Consider the following 15820-nt stretch of genomic DNA (forward strand, 5'->3'; position numbering starts at 1 on the left):
CTTCCTACAAAAACATGAGCAGCAACGCTCGCTGGCCAAAATCCCGGTCCGGACAAAGATTGAAGTGTCCGGACCGGCCAAAAATTACCCCACCAGGGACAGACTTGACGCAGTTCGACCCCCTTAGATACTGTTGCAAGCTAACTCCGTCCGGTCCTTGAATTGTAATAGCTCCAGACTTAAATTCATAATGGCTGTATACTTCTTGAGACTTCGTACCTCCATGAAGAAAAATTAAGTTTTCACCCACAACAACAACGGGAACCGTGAGGTATCGGATCGTCTCATCGATCAAGGGAAGCAGCCTAAATCGCTTTGCAACTTCATACCCTTGATGGGCACTTTCAATTGTGAGTCGACAAGTAATATGACACGGCAAGAAATCGCCTGCCAGATTACATGTTCCTATATATGAGGCCAAATGATTTCCGTAACGATTGAACGGCTTGTCTCCAATGACACCCTGAAGCCAAGCGGAAAGCCAATCTCTACCATTCTGTAAGCGATTGTAGCTCTCGACGCAGCAAGGAGGTATTTCCAACAAATAGCCTATATCGTTCGAAGTGAACCGTCCCGAATCTGCTTCCGCATATTCCTGAACCAACTTCTCAGACCCAAGAAAAACCGAAAATGACCTTCCCTCAGGATCGTCCCAGTCAACCGACGTGGTGAATCTGTCGCCGGTTGCCGTAACTTCGATTTCCTTCAAGCGGGAAACCGAGTGAGCTAGTGAGAGGCCGACGCCAGATGCATACTCCTCGACATCCTGATATTCGTCATCTGTTACAACCAAACGCACGACCTTCTTCTGACCAAGCTTAAGCCTGAGCAACTCTATCAAATGAGTTAGAGACGCCTGCGTGATTTTTTCAACAAGGTGTATTGATGCACCTACATAGTTGTCGGATGATTGGATAGAACTCTTCACCATTTTCGTTATCGACAAAAGAAAAGAGCCACCGACGTATCTTCCTGTCCACCCCAGGACGACACTAAGCGGCTCCCCGCATAAATCTCAAATCTTGAAGTATCTAGGAATCGGAGGGTATCCCCAAAATTCAATTCTGTCCGTAATTTACTTTTTGTAGTCGAATCTACTGACGTGTAATGGAGAAATTCTCCGTCAAAATTAGAATCGCCCACAAAACGGTGAATCCCCTCATATTCACTATAAATAATGTTTGAATCGTGGCGGCTATAGAATCTGGCGGCAAATTCCGCATCAATCGAGACCAGCCGATCATAAGAAAGCTTTGAGTGTTCTTGAGCCGCAATACAGTCCAGCGAACACGGGGCAAAACTCAGCAGACTGTACCCGAAGTATTGTGCGGCGATATTGTTCCAGCTTGGGTGCGGCGGGGGCGATGTCGTTCGCCACGCAGTCTGGGGAACGGGATCATTTTGCACCTCTCTCATTAGTTCCGAATACTCGGAGTATGCAGTTCGACAACAAGACGGAACCCCCAAAACCTCTCCAAAAACTTCGCTGTCACCTCTAGATTCTGCATCCATCACCGAGACCATGTCAGTGTCAGGCCCCGCAATATATAGAAATAGATCGCCTTGGTTTGAATCGTCAGTAACGATCGCACCAGGGGTATTGGACCACCCGCCTTTTCCGATGTCGGGCCGATGAACACAACGAAATTCACTAACTGCCACTGCGATCTCGCTTTCCCGTAGCAATGGTACGAGTAACAGGGCACAACGGTCGGTAACTGCAATTCGGGCAACTTTCTCCCCCAGGACAGCCATTAACGTTTCTCGTAATTGAATTGGTGACAGGAGATCGCGAATCTGGCAAAAAAGCATTTTGGTCGCAGCTATCCGATCATCACTCCAACGACGACGATTAACCATTGATGAATTTGTCATTCGGTTGGGTTTATCGACTCCTGCGAGCCGCCTTTCGAAAGTGTGACCGAGGTTGCATCTATTGTGCTAGTGACTCGCCGACGAATATGCAAAATCAAAGTCGTTAGATCAGAACAGAAAATTGACGGATTTTGGAACTGATTATCCTTTGACCATCGATGAGGCAAATAACCGCCGCCACATGTTTTCACCAACGAGCAGGATTGGCAAGTACCAGATAACGCTTCTAATCCGTTCTGTCGCAATTGGTACTTGGGGTGTTTCACGGCATCATCAAAACTGTGTTGTTTCAAATTCAAACCCAATAACTGTTGGCCGGGAATCGATTTCAGGGTATCAACCCCTTCAATATCTCCGTTAGAGGCGACCACAATTAGACTAACCGGTTGAAGCCCCACCGTCTCAAGTCGACCAGGCCCCCCAGCCAAATGTTCTATAATTTCTTCAAACATTCTAATCTCAAGACGTTCTGAGTATTGGTCATACCACTCGTCGAAAATCGGGATCAGCCAGTCCGCAAATGGGGTCACGGACATTGGGTCGGGCCTTTTGGAGTTCGGAACATCGTCCCAGTTTCCATGGGGCAAAAGAAAATCGATCGCTTTAGCATTGAGGGTGAGCAGATGTCTAAATACCTCGAGCGGGTCGGATTCGGGATCAATCACCGAAAGACATCCTGCGAAAATAAGTTCGCCCTTTTCACTTGCCAAATGTCCTGCACCGGTCATCACTCGCAGATGGGTTCCTTTCCCCGCGTGATCGACGCGAAACCGGTCATTTGTCGCAGCCGGTCCATCAATACTCAGGCCCAGAAAGAAGCCATAGGTATGGAGTAGGTCAATCCATTCCGGATCAAGTAACACGCCGTTCGTCTGTATGCCCCAATATATCTTGATCCCTTCAAGATTTTTAACAAAAGTCTCGAGAAGGTTGCGTGTCCGTTGCTTCCCTAATAAAAGAGGTTCTCCACCGTGAAGATTTATATAGATCTCAGTGAGTTCGTGCGTCGTGCAATGATCATGTATTCGCGTGGCGACAAGTTTAACGATTTCAGGTTCCATGAACGCGGGCATATCGAGCCAGGAATCGTCTCCCATGTTGTATTCGTAGCAATACGAACAGTTAAGGTTACAACGAGATGCAATCTTGAGGATATAACTGTTAATAGGAATCATTTTCATTTGATGTTTCAGTCAATCCTCAATGCGGGGTCGAGCCAAAAATGGCAGTTTTATGCGATCTGAGAGCCTGCGAAATGTTCATTCCCGCAAGCGCGGAATCTGCCTTTATCTCGGAAAAGAAAGGTAGTGCGTCTTGACAGCAGGGAGGAAAATTCTCAGTCCAACCATCAATTGGCTGAACAATCGCGGCCAGCAATATCTTACCTGTATCGGTGAATTCACCGGTTTTTTCTAGCCCTTTGGCCCCCATACTGATTTGTCCAAGAAGGGTCCAAACGCGACGTCGAATTAAATCCTTTGGCATCGACGACTTTCCGTATTGATAAAGGCAAATCCAAAATCGGGCGATTTCAGCATGGACGAAAAGAGCGTGCAGCACTCCTTCGGCGCTCCGAAGGGAATCCCGCCAAGGTGAATAATGTCTAAACTGACTTCGCGAAAAGCTGGGAAAGAACGGGGATACATCTTCAAGCAATGTTAATTTGTTATGGCAGAATTCATGGATAAACATTTCCGCGACCAATTCCGTCTGTGGGGAACAGGCCAAGAATATTGAACCATTCAATCGTGTATACGAACCACTCGCCATCGGGGTAATCCCTTCAGTGGTCATCGGGACGCATGTTTTAAGAATTATGGAAGATTGTTGACATAATCCAGGGATTAATTCGTCAATGAGACTAAGTGCATCATCCACGATACCGACAAATTGTTCTCGCTTTTGATAATCCATCAATCGCGGCCACCGTTCGATGTGCCCAAGTTGAAAGTAAGGATGGTTCGCATGAACCGAAAGTGATCCTCCGTTGGAACCAACCTGGGGAACCCGTCTACCGTTTCTCTTTTGCCCATCAAAAATCGGAATGCCGTTAGACACTTCTGAAATAACGTGGAACTTTTCGTCCCCCCCGATGGGGGAACTTAAGTACTCTCTATCTATGCCTGGCAGCCAACCGAATTCAACAGCAACAGACTTTGGGGGTCGAAAACTAGTCTGAGTTTTTACTGCCGTGGCAAAAGCAAAGATTGAAAACTGTTCGAGATGCTCCTTGAGGCAAGCAAATTGATCGTGCTTGGAAGTAAAAAAGCATAAAACGTCATTTCCCGCGATCAGACTACCTCGATGGGGACAAATCAGGTCGTTCAGAAGACCAACCCAGCATATAAAAACTGGATCTTGTGCAACACTCAAAAATCCATCCCAGTTTTCCCAAATAAACGAGACCGCATCCTGGAAGCCGCTCTCAACCGAAAGATCAGGATGTTCGATCCTGGCAAGCTCAGTCAGTCCTAAAAATTTTTCTACACAATTGGCCAACATTCGATCTCTAAGATCACTGAGGCACTGCGACGAGGCGTGGTCGTAAATCAGATAGCTTGAAGCCGATCTTAATATGTCCCGGTTCTCGCCCAATTCGACTAAGAGAGAGTTGGTGTTCGTCGGACTTAATACCTTATCGTTAGACATCGCGTGCACACCTGAACCCATAGTCTTCATTACATGCCGTCGGATGGTTGCGGCCCCGAATATGAATTCGAAGAAAGAATGGGTCGTCGAAAAATGCTGCCCCCCCGCGCAAAACCGACCATTCGGCTTTTGGATTCCTATTTACCGGATCACGAGCCTCGGAGGCCTGATAAAAATCAGTTTCGTAACTATCTTGAGTCCATTCCCATACCAAGCCGCACATATCGAAAAGGCCAAAGGAATTCTGAGGGTATTGACCCGGCGGCGAACCGCAAGGTCGAGAGCCGTCCTGGCCAAATGCATACGACTGTGGTTCAAAACTATCCGCAATGCTCCATTTGAGCCTCTCGAGGCCACCAGCGGCATATTCCCATTCCGCTTCTGTCGGAAGCCGTTTCCCGACCCAGTGTGCGAATTCTTGTGCGGCACGCTGCGAAACATTAATGACGGAATGATCAAGCAGTTCTTCGGGACACCGCCCATCCAGCCAGAGATTTAGGTAATTTTGATCAGCAACTTCGGAGGACACTTGATCTTTCTGCCACTGTGGTTTGGCAACAATAAACTCTTGGTACTCTCGGTTGGTAACGACTCTTTCATCCAAATAAAACGGTGAAAGCTCAACTCGGTGAACTGGTCGCTCATCTATGTATCCATCTTCCGTTCCCATTAGGAACATGCCGCCCGGAATTAATGACATTTTAGAAAGCATATTTATTGTAACTAACAAATCCCGCGAATAAGCAGCAATTTGTCAATTGCCCAAACTAATAGCGTAACGCGACGGTTACTTGTATTTATGTGTAATCCAGATTTACTTATGGTTTTTCAAAATAAGTCACCTATAGCCTAAAGTGCGATCTATTTAAGTGCGAATTGTTGGTAAAAAGCTCGTTATTGCATAAAGCAGCGAATACATCACCTGTCTTAAGTTGAGATAATTCGCGAGTTGGAGCTGTCAATGCGAGCAAAAATGGTCCCTTTGGACCCCATTCGCTCTGGCAACTTTGCCCAAACAACGTTAGCCCGGGTATCCCCAACGAGTCTGCGATATGGGCAAAAACCGAATCGATGCCCACGAAGCAGGTCGCGTTGGCGAGGTGAGTAACTTGCAGATCCCAGGTGGACGGAGGTGAAAGGATGAGATTTCCTGCCAGCAACTTCTCTGAAGGCCGTCCCAAAGCCATCGGCAATAAGTTAAGTTCCTTTCTGACCAAAGACGCCAATTCCAACCAATTCTTGATATCCCATTGTTTAGTGGCCTCAGTGTCCGTATGAAACATGACAATTCCCCGAAATCCATCGGATACCTGGGCATCGACATACGCGCGTGATTTCGTCAATGCTGATTGTTTTAGATAAGGTCGGCGTTGTTCAGGATCGTTCCTAACCGTTTCACCAATTACATGAAAATACTGATCTCGCATGGGAGTTATTGACGCCGACATTGCATTCCGAAAAAACTCCGGCCGGCCACCGAAACCGTACGCAACGAGAGGTTGTAGCACTTCGCGAACTGATATTTCAATTGGCCACAACGGTGAATAAGCGTTTAGACTAATCCAAACAGTTTTCTGTGAGCCTTGTAGTGATTTCAACGCTCTCTCACGGTCGCCAGTCTCATCGAGAAAGGGATAGGCGTGTTCCCGAGAAAAGTGCAATGAGATTTTTCCGCAAGAAAGTCCGGAAAAAACAGTCTCAAAAATATCCGAGGGCGACCACACAATTACGTTGTCACCGCCGAATTCTTGTATCAAACTTCTAATGACAGGGAGTGCGAGAAAGGCATCTCCCAGCCCATTGATCAAACAAACCAAGATCTGAAATCCAGCTCCAATCTCAGAAACCGGCCTAACCGCTTTTCGTTTTCGGACCATTCCGTCTTACAAGTCCTGGCGGGCTTATCCCTGCCGATTCGCATTCTGTACGATTTTGCTTATCGGTCGACTAATTGACCGTCATGGAGTTCAATTCTCCCGGGACATTGAGAAAACACCCGCGGATCCGCAGAAAATCGGTTTCGCAATACGACGTGAAGCAACAAAACCAAGTTCATGGTTAAAAGCCACACCTGTTAAACAGAACCCCTAGCCGCCCAAAAAAAACCGCACCAATCATTAGTTATGCGCCGAATGATGAGAATTGTGGGATGTAAATGCGGACGATCTCATATTTTCTAAAGCTCGTTTGGCCACTCGAGCTAGCGCTGGGTGGTTGCTGTTACGAAGATCTTGTATCGTAAGTTCAGAACCCTCCCCAGAGCCAGAAGCTTCTTGTTCATTTAAAAACGACGATGAACCCGTACCACCAAAGTCAAATTCACTATCCATAGGGTTTCTCCTTACTTTTAGAGGTTAAAAACTTCAAGACTCAATGCGATAAATCCACCCGTAATCGCAGGTCGCTATCACCCATCTGACGTCTCGCTTTATTTTGCATAAGCGACCAAATATTAGTGTTTACGTGTAAAGAATCGAATCTAACGCAAACATCACTGGTCTTAGTTGTGGGCAGAATGATGAGAATTATGAGACGTATATGCCGATGATCTCATATTTTCTGCCGCCCGTTTAGCTATTCGTTCAAGCGCCGGGTGGTTGCTGTTCCGAAGATCTTGAATAGTAAGCTGGGACCCACCTTCAGAGCTTGAAACCCCTTGATCGTGCAAATAGGATGATGAAATTGCATCATTCAGTTCTGACTCATTGTTCATTTAGTTTTTCTCCCTTTTTCACCGGAGCACTCAGAGACCACGGTGAATACCCAAAATCTGTAATATCATACCCCGTAAGACCGACCATTAACCATTGATTCTCAAGCTCGAGGCTAGTCGCAAAGCCAAATGGTTAATTTAGGAGCGCAACTTAAGAGTGTGACAAAGATATATGAGTCCCAGAATTTTGTCAAGTTGGCATTTTCAAAAGCCCCAATCTAGTTCTTTTGTTTTTTTTAGATTGATCCTCCAATGTGAAGCTTTGCTTTAATACAACTTTCGCAGTATCCGGCATGCCATTCCCACATCCGCCGCTTACAACCAAAAGAAACAAAACGGGAATCAGATTTAAAGACTTCGTGGTTGCTCTCTCGTATTTTTCGCGCGACGCATCATGCAGCGGGGGTATATTGAGCTTAGCCCCAGCCGTAGAAAAGCAAATTAATACGAAAAACCCGACAATAGCTGCTTCTCTATATCTTTCCTATCATTACTCTTGACGGTTCCTGGGCTCAATCCCGACTTTGCCTGAATTTCTCGCAAATAATTTAACGAAGTTTGACTTGCTTACGTACGAGCAGGTCTACGTAGCTTCCGCAATGACGCCGCAATCGGTCGAGCGAATACGGGAAGTGTAAAAATTCAGGATCCTGCCGGGACTTTTGCATACCGCTCGAGCCGAGAGTAGGAATAGTGATCAAGGTGATAAACTTTGACCGTATTCCTCACCAATTCGCATTTTGATACATCGGATATGAAGGAGCTCGATCAAGCTGCCTGCATAGTTCGAGCGTACCGTTAGTTTCAATAAAAAGCGGGATGCTGTCATCTTGACTGTGCCGAGCCGCAATCACGACGCCGGCCGAAGCCGGAGGACGTAGTCCGGGGAATTTTCGGTCGAACTTATTAGGGCCCCAGTTGATCTTCACCCGTGTCTTGGTGCCCCCACGAAGCGTATCGCGCGAATTGTAGGGGGCGTATTTGACCACGATATATACAGTTCCACGCTTTGGTGGTACGTCGCAACGCTGGGCAGCGACGCTACTTGCCAAAATCCCCATGAGAAACACAACGGCTATACCGATCATTCTAATACTCATTCTAGTTCTCCTATCCGAACATTTATTAAGGAAACCTGCCCTTTGTAAACGTTTTGACCGAACCCGTCGGCCGGGGCCAACAGTGACAAGGTATTGGGCAAAAAGTTCGTAAACAGGATTTCTTATGCCTTATCTATACTGCTTTGCGAAAAGAATTTACTACGAGACTATGAAAGATGTCAACCAGTGAATCCAAAATGCTTTTTCCGTTGAAGATATTACTGAAGTGATTCCATCCTGGGCCGTACAGCCCGACACTGGCCGCATTTTCAAAAGTTCGATAAGAGCTTTGGTCTGAGTGGCAAAGATTACTGCAGGGTACGTCCCGACCGCACGACAGGAGAAATCAGAATGGGTCGTCAGGACCCAACCGGACAATCCAACAAAATGTCCGTCCTTCCTTGAAAACCATCCTCCGTCGAGCTTTTGTCCCGGTTTTGGGCAATCGGTTTTTGTGCCCGTCGTTACGGTACAGCGGGCCGTTTGCCCGGTTCTCGCGATAAAACTCGCCGGCGAAGAACACTCGACTGTCGCTGATCTGTCGCTCGACAAACGGCACTACGGAAGTGCGGCGAACATTAGCTAGACTATCGACCGCTCCGCGCTGTTCGGGTGCGGTCGGAACGAAGCCGTCGGTCCTGAGGTATTACGCCGCGGTCGAGCCGCCCGATCGGTGCTGCCTTCCGGATGCGAACATCGACCCGAACGGCGTCTGCTAGGAACCGTACGCCAGCGGCCACTACGGTTGCCGGCTCGAAACCGTCAGCTGTCACAACGATCTGGGCGGTGCACGCATTAAGAATGAAATTACCGGAACGATCTGTCACGGCTGCACTGCCTGTGCAACGCACCACGACACCGGCTATGGCGTCACCGGAACATTCGTGGATGTCCCGGTCACTGTGTCTTGCCCCATCACTACGCCCGCAAAGACAACCATTACCACTGCGAATAATATGAACCGCACTTTCACCGCAACGCATTCTTACATTTGGCCAGTGACACTCGCACTCGCGCGGCTTGTAATCACATCCGCATCGCTAGAAATCGTGTTCGTGCCGTTGAGAATCGCGAAAACCTTGTATATAATCGCGTCCGCGCGATTGGTAATCGCAATTGCGCCGTAAAGAATCACAAATGAGCCGCCCAGAACTGCGCTGCACAGGTTGAAAACCGCGTTGCACATGCGAAAAATCGCCTTGTACAGGCTCAAAATCGCATATATGCGGTGAGAGAACCAAATTGCACTAGAAATATCAGATGAACGACGACTCAAGACGAAAATGGGAAGGCTTTCAGCGGATGCAACAGTTTGGCGTTGACGACCCGTCAGACTTCGGAGCAGGCGCTCCTGACAGCCGGTTACGAAGCCGCGTTTACGAGCCACTGTTTGCCGGCGGATTTCCGCGACACGCTCCGCGACGCATGCGACGATTTCGAAGCCTCGATGTCCAGCCTCGCCTCGGCCCTCACCGACCGCGCCGAACGCACCGCCGAAATAACCCATTGGATTCTCCAACGCCCGCCGAATCCTGGATGGCATCTGCCGCGTAAAATAGGAAAACAACCCCGGCAGACTAGCAGCCTGGCTCGAAGCCGCCCACATCGAAAAAGCACCGGCGAAATCCAAATCGCCAACGCCGTAACGGAGGAAGGATAATTAGGTATGGGATTACAATTTAGTCAGAAAGAAACAAGTAGTAGAGGACTATCCTGCGATTACTGCGATGGTCGTATGTTGTTTCGCAGCGTCAAGAGAAAAAACCGGGCGCCCGAGGGCTCTACGGATCTTGGGATCGTTGAGCGGGACAATTTTTGGGAATGCGAAGAATGCAAGCAAACCTCGAAAGACTTTCTTGCCGAATGCAATTCATGCGGACGCACAGTCATAAATTTCAACGATTCAGATAATCGGATGGATGACTACACAAACGATCGCTTGATTCACCCCAGCATTCCATCCAATCGAACCCCAATCTATGGATATCTCTACGATTCTCGAGGGAGCTTTCGAGGCTCCGAGGCTAAGTATCCAGCCAGGTGCCCAAAATGCATAAAATGCGAAAAGTGCAATGAAAAGATTTATGTCAAAGGCGCGGAGAGTCAGCGCTATGCGCAGATAATGGCGATTGAAGGCACGGAGTTTTCGTGTTGGTATTATCATCCCGATTGTGTTAATCAGACGTCCCGTTATGAGGATTATCAAAAAGAGATTCAAAAGGTACAGAAAGGAAATAAGGGATGTGGAGTCAATGTGTTATTGATCTCCGCGATAGTTCTATTACTGGTTACGGCATTTATTTTTCTTTAACCAGTGTGATTTGATATTTCGAGGGACGATGCTACCTGATGCCAGAGTCTGCCGAAAAATTAGCTTGCCCCAGATGCGGTAACGATCAGGTGGTACCATGGATGAGAGGTGGATCTCACCAAAGGCTTCACAAGTGTCTAGGATGCAAAAAGATTTGCTGTGACGCCTGCAAAATTCCCGCTGGACTACATCATCAGCGGCGGCGTAACTGGCTAGGTCGGACTGACTGGCGAGCGCAGCACTCAGCGTGTCCGGAGTGCCTTTCTATTTACCTCGTTTGTGAGATCCTGAAGACTGCCGAATGAGCCGACTATGACTGTCGAAGGTGCTCGGTAACAAATTTTGGCGAGCCTTCGACATCTCCATCCTGATTTTGGCGAAAATGAATCTACGATACGTGAAAAGACTTCGGCCCTCGCTCAGCATCTGCTATTACTGTTTGTTTTCTGTCTTCCCGGGTTCTGCCTCGGTCAAAGTCAAACGGGGACGCTTCTTGGCAATGTCTCGGACTAATGTTCCTACCCACATCAATGTCGGACTGGCCGTCGGCGGAGCTGCGGCCGACGTGAAGGTTGACTACTTGCCGGCGAGGACAAAACACAGACCGAAACGCAGATACGCGCCGCGCGGTTACAATACTCTCCCGCAACGCGTCGCACTCGCGGATTGCCGAGCGTCGTCGCGACGACCTCCGGCATTAGGACACAATAACGGGCTGATGCACGTGTTAGTTCAGGTGACGATAACCAATGTATGACATCTGCTTTCACACTTCGCAACTCGCTAAAATTGAATCTTACGTGGTCAATTAAAGAACTGGCCAGGCCGTCACTGAGATCGCGAAAAATTAGTTGAGCATGGCTATTTCCTTAGGCGAGAAGTTAAAACGATGCTACGCCTTTTTCCTGTGCGTTTGATTGTTTATCGCGCAACCGTTTCACCGCACCCATAACCCCCGCAGGCACGTACAAAAATGCGGGCAACGGGGATGGGATCGCCGTAAGCAACCCCATAATCAGACCTTTAATCATCGCACTATCATGATCGTCACCATACCAACTTCGCTGAGCCTTATAGGTTATAAAGCCGAAAACGATTCCAGCGATTGCCGAGAGAACGACAAGGAGCCCTAATGTGACTACCTCGCCCGCGAAGAGCATCGTGTCGATCACTATAGCAATCAGAGCGACGCGAAAATCCAGTCCTAAAGTCTGGGCCAGACTACCGGCCCTTGCGTTTGTTTCTGGGGCTTGAACTTTCGGATAGATAGCGGGCTGTTGCGAAACTTCCGCATTAGGTTGTACCGGCACTATAAAATTTTTTGACCGATCATCACCGGCGAGTGTCTGGTCTTGCGTTTTGTGTCCGTCGTCGCAATAAGAACGCTCGACAAATTCTCTATTTCCATCATCTCTATTCATATACGTTCTCTTGCAGCGAAACCTTACGCTGAAGGTTCCATTTCCAATTCTTATTCACACAATCCGAGATCACATTTCTCGCGCCTGTGATATCTATCTTGTTCAACACGCTTATAAAAAAAATCAATCAGCCACTCCTGAGCTGCACGCCGTTCGACGCATTTCACATCCATGTTATGGTTAGGCCAAAGTCCGATCATTTTCCACGCCTAAAACCACCGAACATCACGAAAAAGCCGAATAACGCTATCACCAGAGCAAAAACCGGACCTATATTTGAATAGAATGCCCGCATATCATAGTCGACATAATCCAAAACAAAAAAACCCAACGCGAAAACTGCAAGAATCGAGCGTGTCCACGGGCTGTCGATCACCGCGGCCACAACTACAAGGATAAGGAAAACCATAAGTCTTTCGGGGCTCATTAAGCCCTTTGTCATAAGGCGCAAGCCAATTCCGACAGCACTTATCACGATTACAAATCGTGATAGTGAACTCCCAAATGTCCCTCTTGAATTACGGCTCATATGTTTCTCCAACAAACAAAATGGAGCGTTCTTCGTCGCGATCGCGGTTAACCCCCTTGATCGCCTTTGCCCGCTGCATTAACTTTTTCTTTTTCTTTCAGGATCAGACTAAAACTTTTTCGAGTGTTACACTTAGGACACTCCGGCAGTTTTTCGGTAGTCTCGAACCCGCAATCATTACATCTGTAAATGCCCACCGGTCCCGTTTCTTCGCGGCGGCATGCCTCCGTCGACTCAGCTTCAATTTCCTTCACACGTTGAATTATCTGGGCGACAAAAGGTTCTTCCCCAAGGTAAATAAGACTGTTATGTTCAATCAATTGCGGCGAGTTTCTACAGCTGATTTTCTTTACACCATAGAACGTCCCGTTCTTTGAATTTTCATCCCGAATAAAAAAGTCGCCGTCTCGATATTCGATCGAGCAGTGATTTCGGCTGATTACTTTTTCTCCGTTGTAGAGGATCGTAGATAACACGTCAGCGCCATATCCACTGCGCCCAAGAATTGTTTTTTCGGAGATCCCCAGTTGAATACGACGCTGATCAATCTGATAAACGAGTTCCAGGCCTGATACATATCTCACCACCTGGGAAGGCGTCTCTGCTTCATTTCCACGGTCGGGTGAAATTGACGAAACGACGAACGCCGGAAGGGTGTCAAAACAAAAACTACATTCGAAAGGACCCGGATTTCCCGCCTCGACGTTATTCTGTTTATTACATGTTGTGCAAACTATTTCTTGCATAAGATCATTTGAAGGTCTTTTCGATGCCCACGTCCCTTAGTTTTATGCAGATCTCCGCAAGATCCAGTTTCTTTGGAATTCCTGCCATGTAGATCCTATTACTTTTGTTGACATGAACCGACCATTTGTTACTTGACAGTAATGCCTTCTGTTTTACCGGACGCCCGTCGATAAATTTGTACAGAGTCTGATTAGACGAACCTTTCTGATTTTTGTCCTCATGCCTGGTCCGTATATAACGGCCGTCAACAAGGAAATCCAGGTAACGACAAAACAATTTATCGGGAAATAGCAACTCAATTTCATCAAGGTAATACCCTGAATAACAGTATGTGTCGTACTTCGTCCTCGACTTAACCAGGTGAAGAAATGTAATAAGGGACTCATATTGTTGAAACGGCTCGCCACCGGAAATAGTAATACCGTCGTAATCCGCCTCTAGGCTCGCCGCCCAGTTAAAAACGTCCAGGACCGGGATTGACTGCCCCGCATGTTTGTTCCACGTAGTCTTATTCACACAACCACTGCAACCGAGATTACAACCCTGAACCCAGATCCCGATCCGTTTGCCAGGCCCGAGATTGTACACAGGATATTGTATTTTGTTCAGTTGCCAGTTCATTCGAAATCAACTTTACCGTTTTGGATAAATGACCTGATTGTGCAATTCTCTGTCTTCTTGGTGCGGAACATGAAGTTCGTTAGACCGTTCTTTATATGGGTTTCGATTCTATTTACAATACCCCTGCCACCGTTCTCAAGATTATCCAATGCACAAGATTCAAGAAAAGCGGCGACGAATTCGTCATTGTATTCGAATGAGATCTTTCTGATCTTCATCAGATTTGTCTTAATAATTTCGAGATTCTTTTGAACAATTCTGCCGGCAACTTCTGGTCGAATATAGTCGAATACAACAAAATTATCTCCAAAGCGATTGAATATTTCGGGTCGACCCAATGTGCTTCCAAAGAAGTTCTTAATTTCGGCTTTTATCTTCTCTTCCATCACTTCATACTCTTCGCCAAAGCTGACATTTTGAATTCTGTGTCCGAATTCATCTTCCTTGAAAATGCCAAGATTGCTCGTAAAGATAATAAGGGATTGCGAAAAATAGACCGTTTCTCCTTTACCATCGGTCAGTCTTCCGTCATCAAGTATTTGAAGAAACTTATCAAATATCTTGGAATGCGCCTTTTCGATCTCATCAAACAGGATTATGCTGAACGGTCTTTTTCTGACGGCGTCAGTAAGCTGTCCCCCTTCCTCGTATCCGACATATCCAGGTGGGCTTCCGATCAATTTGACGTCTGAATTGCCATCGTTGTACTCACTCATATCAAACCGGATCATGGCTTCTTCGTCACTAAAGATCAGCTCGGCCAATGACTTTGCCAGTTCTGTCTTGCCCGTCCCTGTCGGACCCGCAAAAAAGAGCACGCCTTTGGGACGATTCGAAGGTCGGGTCTTGTCGACTGAATCCAACCCGAGATTTGATCTACGGATTATCTCGACGGCCTTATCAATAGCGTTATCTTGCCCCAAAACCCGCTTTCGCAATTCTTTTTCGGCATTCTCGATCTTCTCGGCGTTTATCGTCTCCCACGGATTTTCTCTGATCCCATATTTGAAAAGCTCGACTATCTCCTTCATCTGGTTGATATGAAGATTTTCTTGTCTTGAAATCGTGATTAAGCTTTCGAGCTCACGGTTCGAGAAATTCTCTGTAAGATCCGGAAAGACCCTGCTCACCTCACCAAAATTCGGTTCCTGTCCGTCGATGGAAAAAAGACGGCTCCGCTTTTCAAAAAACCTGTCTCTCTCGTCGCGGTTCGGTTTTTGCACTTCGATGCCCTTTGTTAGCGGGTTTTCCAGCAAGATCCAAGCGGGTATGTCGTTCAGCTTGTCGCAGATGAATACAAGAATATTCCTGAGGCCTTCCTTGTCTGGAAAGACCTTTGACTCCTGAGCGGCCTTAAGGATCTTCAGAAAAACCGATTTCGCCTCATCCTCAAGCGAATTTGGATTCGACGTGAATCTCGATGCGTAGTTGATAATCCCGACCGATAACTTTGTCGTGTTACCATTCAACTCACGATAGAAACTAATAGCGTCATCCAATTTTTTTGCCTGCGCGTTCTTAAGAAACAGCTCAATATCCTTATGTTTCAACTGGAGTGAAGCAATCACATTGCTCTCAGATATGTCCCCTTCCTTTGACTGAATGCTTATCCCGTCGATCACGTCGAAATAGCTGACGACATCAAACCCCTCTGACAGAAAATACTGCCTCAGGAGCTCCACTATGTCATTGAATTTGGCGTACTTTAGCTCATTCTCCTCTTGCACTTCCCTGTAATTTACTGGGAAGTAATAACAATCATAGACATTGCCATACAGGAAGAACTCCGACTTGAGCGCTTGAAATCGCTTGAGCTCCTGAAGCCATTTTGGAAAAATATTTCCCGTGTTCATA

General features: G+C 47.1%; 16 protein-coding genes. 2 read left to right on the plus strand and 14 right to left on the minus strand.

Going from position 1 to position 15820, the window contains the following annotated elements:
- Positions 1–4: 4 nt before the first annotated feature.
- The 7 genes from IPL32_03560 to IPL32_03590 form a co-directional block, all read right to left on the minus strand.
- Positions 5–931, minus strand: coding sequence for a hypothetical protein (locus tag IPL32_03560; protein ID MBK8464885.1), 927 nt, complete (start codon positions 929–931; stop codon positions 5–7).
- Positions 932–936: 5 nt separating this feature from the next.
- Positions 937–1755, minus strand: coding sequence for a hypothetical protein (locus IPL32_03565; protein ID MBK8464886.1), 819 nt, complete (start codon positions 1753–1755; stop codon positions 937–939).
- A 116-nt stretch (positions 1756–1871) separates the two neighbouring features.
- Positions 1872–3056 (minus strand): radical SAM protein, encoded by a 1185-nt coding sequence (locus IPL32_03570; GenBank protein ID MBK8464887.1) that lies wholly within the window; start codon positions 3054–3056, stop codon positions 1872–1874.
- Between the two features lie 19 nt (positions 3057–3075).
- Complete coding sequence (locus tag IPL32_03575) at positions 3076–4377, minus strand: hypothetical protein (protein ID MBK8464888.1); 1302 nt, start codon at positions 4375–4377, stop codon at positions 3076–3078.
- Positions 4378–4516: 139 nt separating this feature from the next.
- Positions 4517–5224 carry an SUMF1/EgtB/PvdO family nonheme iron enzyme gene (locus IPL32_03580; GenBank protein ID MBK8464889.1) on the minus strand — a complete coding sequence of 236 codons (708 nt, stop codon included), beginning with the start codon at positions 5222–5224 and terminating at the stop codon, positions 4517–4519.
- A 142-nt stretch (positions 5225–5366) separates the two neighbouring features.
- Positions 5367–6401, minus strand: a complete 1035-nt coding sequence (locus IPL32_03585) for a hypothetical protein (protein ID MBK8464890.1) — start codon at positions 6399–6401, stop codon at positions 5367–5369.
- A 1561-nt stretch (positions 6402–7962) separates the two neighbouring features.
- Positions 7963–8337 carry a hypothetical protein gene (locus tag IPL32_03590; GenBank protein ID MBK8464891.1) on the minus strand — a complete coding sequence of 125 codons (375 nt, stop codon included), beginning with the start codon at positions 8335–8337 and terminating at the stop codon, positions 7963–7965.
- A 298-nt stretch (positions 8338–8635) separates the two neighbouring features.
- Between IPL32_03590 and IPL32_03595 the strand changes: the two genes are divergently transcribed.
- Positions 8636–8923, plus strand: a complete 288-nt coding sequence (locus IPL32_03595) for a hypothetical protein (GenBank protein ID MBK8464892.1) — start codon at positions 8636–8638, stop codon at positions 8921–8923.
- 1 nt (position 8924) lies between these two features.
- Here IPL32_03595 and IPL32_03600 read toward each other — a convergent pair whose 3' ends face one another.
- Complete coding sequence (locus tag IPL32_03600; protein ID MBK8464893.1) at positions 8925–9320, minus strand: carboxypeptidase regulatory-like domain-containing protein; 396 nt, start codon at positions 9318–9320, stop codon at positions 8925–8927.
- Between the two features lie 2 nt (positions 9321–9322).
- Positions 9323–9844: a hypothetical protein gene (locus IPL32_03605; protein ID MBK8464894.1), complete on the minus strand. Its 522-nt coding sequence runs from the start codon at positions 9842–9844 to the stop codon at positions 9323–9325.
- A gap of 1303 nt (positions 9845–11147) precedes the next feature.
- Between IPL32_03605 and IPL32_03610 the strand changes: the two genes are divergently transcribed.
- Positions 11148–11405, plus strand: a complete 258-nt coding sequence (locus IPL32_03610) for a hypothetical protein (protein MBK8464895.1) — start codon at positions 11148–11150, stop codon at positions 11403–11405.
- A 124-nt stretch (positions 11406–11529) separates the two neighbouring features.
- On the opposite strand, the gene IPL32_03615 is transcribed toward IPL32_03610, so the two are convergent.
- The 5 genes from IPL32_03615 to IPL32_03635 form a co-directional block, all read right to left on the minus strand.
- Positions 11530–12069 carry a hypothetical protein gene (locus IPL32_03615; protein ID MBK8464896.1) on the minus strand — a complete coding sequence of 180 codons (540 nt, stop codon included), beginning with the start codon at positions 12067–12069 and terminating at the stop codon, positions 11530–11532.
- Positions 12070–12265: 196 nt separating this feature from the next.
- Positions 12266–12598: a hypothetical protein gene (locus IPL32_03620; GenBank protein ID MBK8464897.1), complete on the minus strand. Its 333-nt coding sequence runs from the start codon at positions 12596–12598 to the stop codon at positions 12266–12268.
- 47 nt (positions 12599–12645) lie between these two features.
- Positions 12646–13344: an FHA domain-containing protein gene (locus tag IPL32_03625; protein ID MBK8464898.1), complete on the minus strand. Its 699-nt coding sequence runs from the start codon at positions 13342–13344 to the stop codon at positions 12646–12648.
- 4 nt (positions 13345–13348) lie between these two features.
- A complete protein-coding gene (locus IPL32_03630) occupies positions 13349–13966 on the minus strand; it encodes a radical SAM protein (GenBank protein MBK8464899.1) in 618 nt (205 codons plus the stop codon).
- A complete protein-coding gene (locus IPL32_03635; protein MBK8464900.1) occupies positions 13963–15819 on the minus strand; it encodes an ATP-dependent Clp protease ATP-binding subunit in 1857 nt (618 codons plus the stop codon). The genes IPL32_03630 and IPL32_03635 overlap by 4 nt, the downstream gene beginning before the upstream one ends.
- Position 15820 lies beyond the last annotated feature (1 nt).

Origin of the sequence: Chloracidobacterium sp. (assembly GCA_016711345.1) — a bacterium.
Classification (GTDB): Bacteria; Acidobacteriota; Blastocatellia; order Pyrinomonadales; family Pyrinomonadaceae; genus OLB17.

Excerpts from the sequence above, each read along its gene's own strand:
- IPL32_03560 (MBK8464885.1), bottom strand. The coding sequence starts at position 931 with ATGGTGAAGAGTTCTATCCAATCATCCGACAACTATGTAGGTGCATCA.
- IPL32_03565 (MBK8464886.1), bottom strand. The coding sequence starts at position 1,755 with ATGGCTGTCCTGGGGGAGAAAGTTGCCCGAATTGCAGTTACCGACCGT.
- IPL32_03570 (MBK8464887.1), bottom strand. The coding sequence starts at position 3,056 with ATGAAAATGATTCCTATTAACAGTTATATCCTCAAGATTGCATCTCGT.
- IPL32_03575 (MBK8464888.1), bottom strand. The coding sequence starts at position 4,377 with ATGTTGGCCAATTGTGTAGAAAAATTTTTAGGACTGACTGAGCTTGCC.
- IPL32_03580 (MBK8464889.1), bottom strand. The coding sequence starts at position 5,224 with ATGTCATTAATTCCGGGCGGCATGTTCCTAATGGGAACGGAAGATGGA.
- IPL32_03585 (MBK8464890.1), bottom strand. The coding sequence starts at position 6,401 with ATGGTCCGAAAACGAAAAGCGGTTAGGCCGGTTTCTGAGATTGGAGCT.
- IPL32_03590 (MBK8464891.1), bottom strand. The coding sequence starts at position 8,337 with ATGAGTATTAGAATGATCGGTATAGCCGTTGTGTTTCTCATGGGGATT.
- IPL32_03600 (MBK8464893.1), bottom strand. The coding sequence starts at position 9,320 with ATGCGTTGCGGTGAAAGTGCGGTTCATATTATTCGCAGTGGTAATGGT.
- IPL32_03605 (MBK8464894.1), bottom strand. The coding sequence starts at position 9,844 with ATGGGTTATTTCGGCGGTGCGTTCGGCGCGGTCGGTGAGGGCCGAGGC.
- IPL32_03610 (MBK8464895.1), top strand. The coding sequence starts at position 11,148 with ATGTCTCGGACTAATGTTCCTACCCACATCAATGTCGGACTGGCCGTC.
- IPL32_03615 (MBK8464896.1), bottom strand. The coding sequence starts at position 12,069 with ATGAATAGAGATGATGGAAATAGAGAATTTGTCGAGCGTTCTTATTGC.
- IPL32_03620 (MBK8464897.1), bottom strand. The coding sequence starts at position 12,598 with ATGAGCCGTAATTCAAGAGGGACATTTGGGAGTTCACTATCACGATTT.
- IPL32_03625 (MBK8464898.1), bottom strand. The coding sequence starts at position 13,344 with ATGCAAGAAATAGTTTGCACAACATGTAATAAACAGAATAACGTCGAG.
- IPL32_03630 (MBK8464899.1), bottom strand. The coding sequence starts at position 13,966 with ATGAACTGGCAACTGAACAAAATACAATATCCTGTGTACAATCTCGGG.
- IPL32_03635 (MBK8464900.1), bottom strand. The coding sequence starts at position 15,819 with ATGAACACGGGAAATATTTTTCCAAAATGGCTTCAGGAGCTCAAGCGA.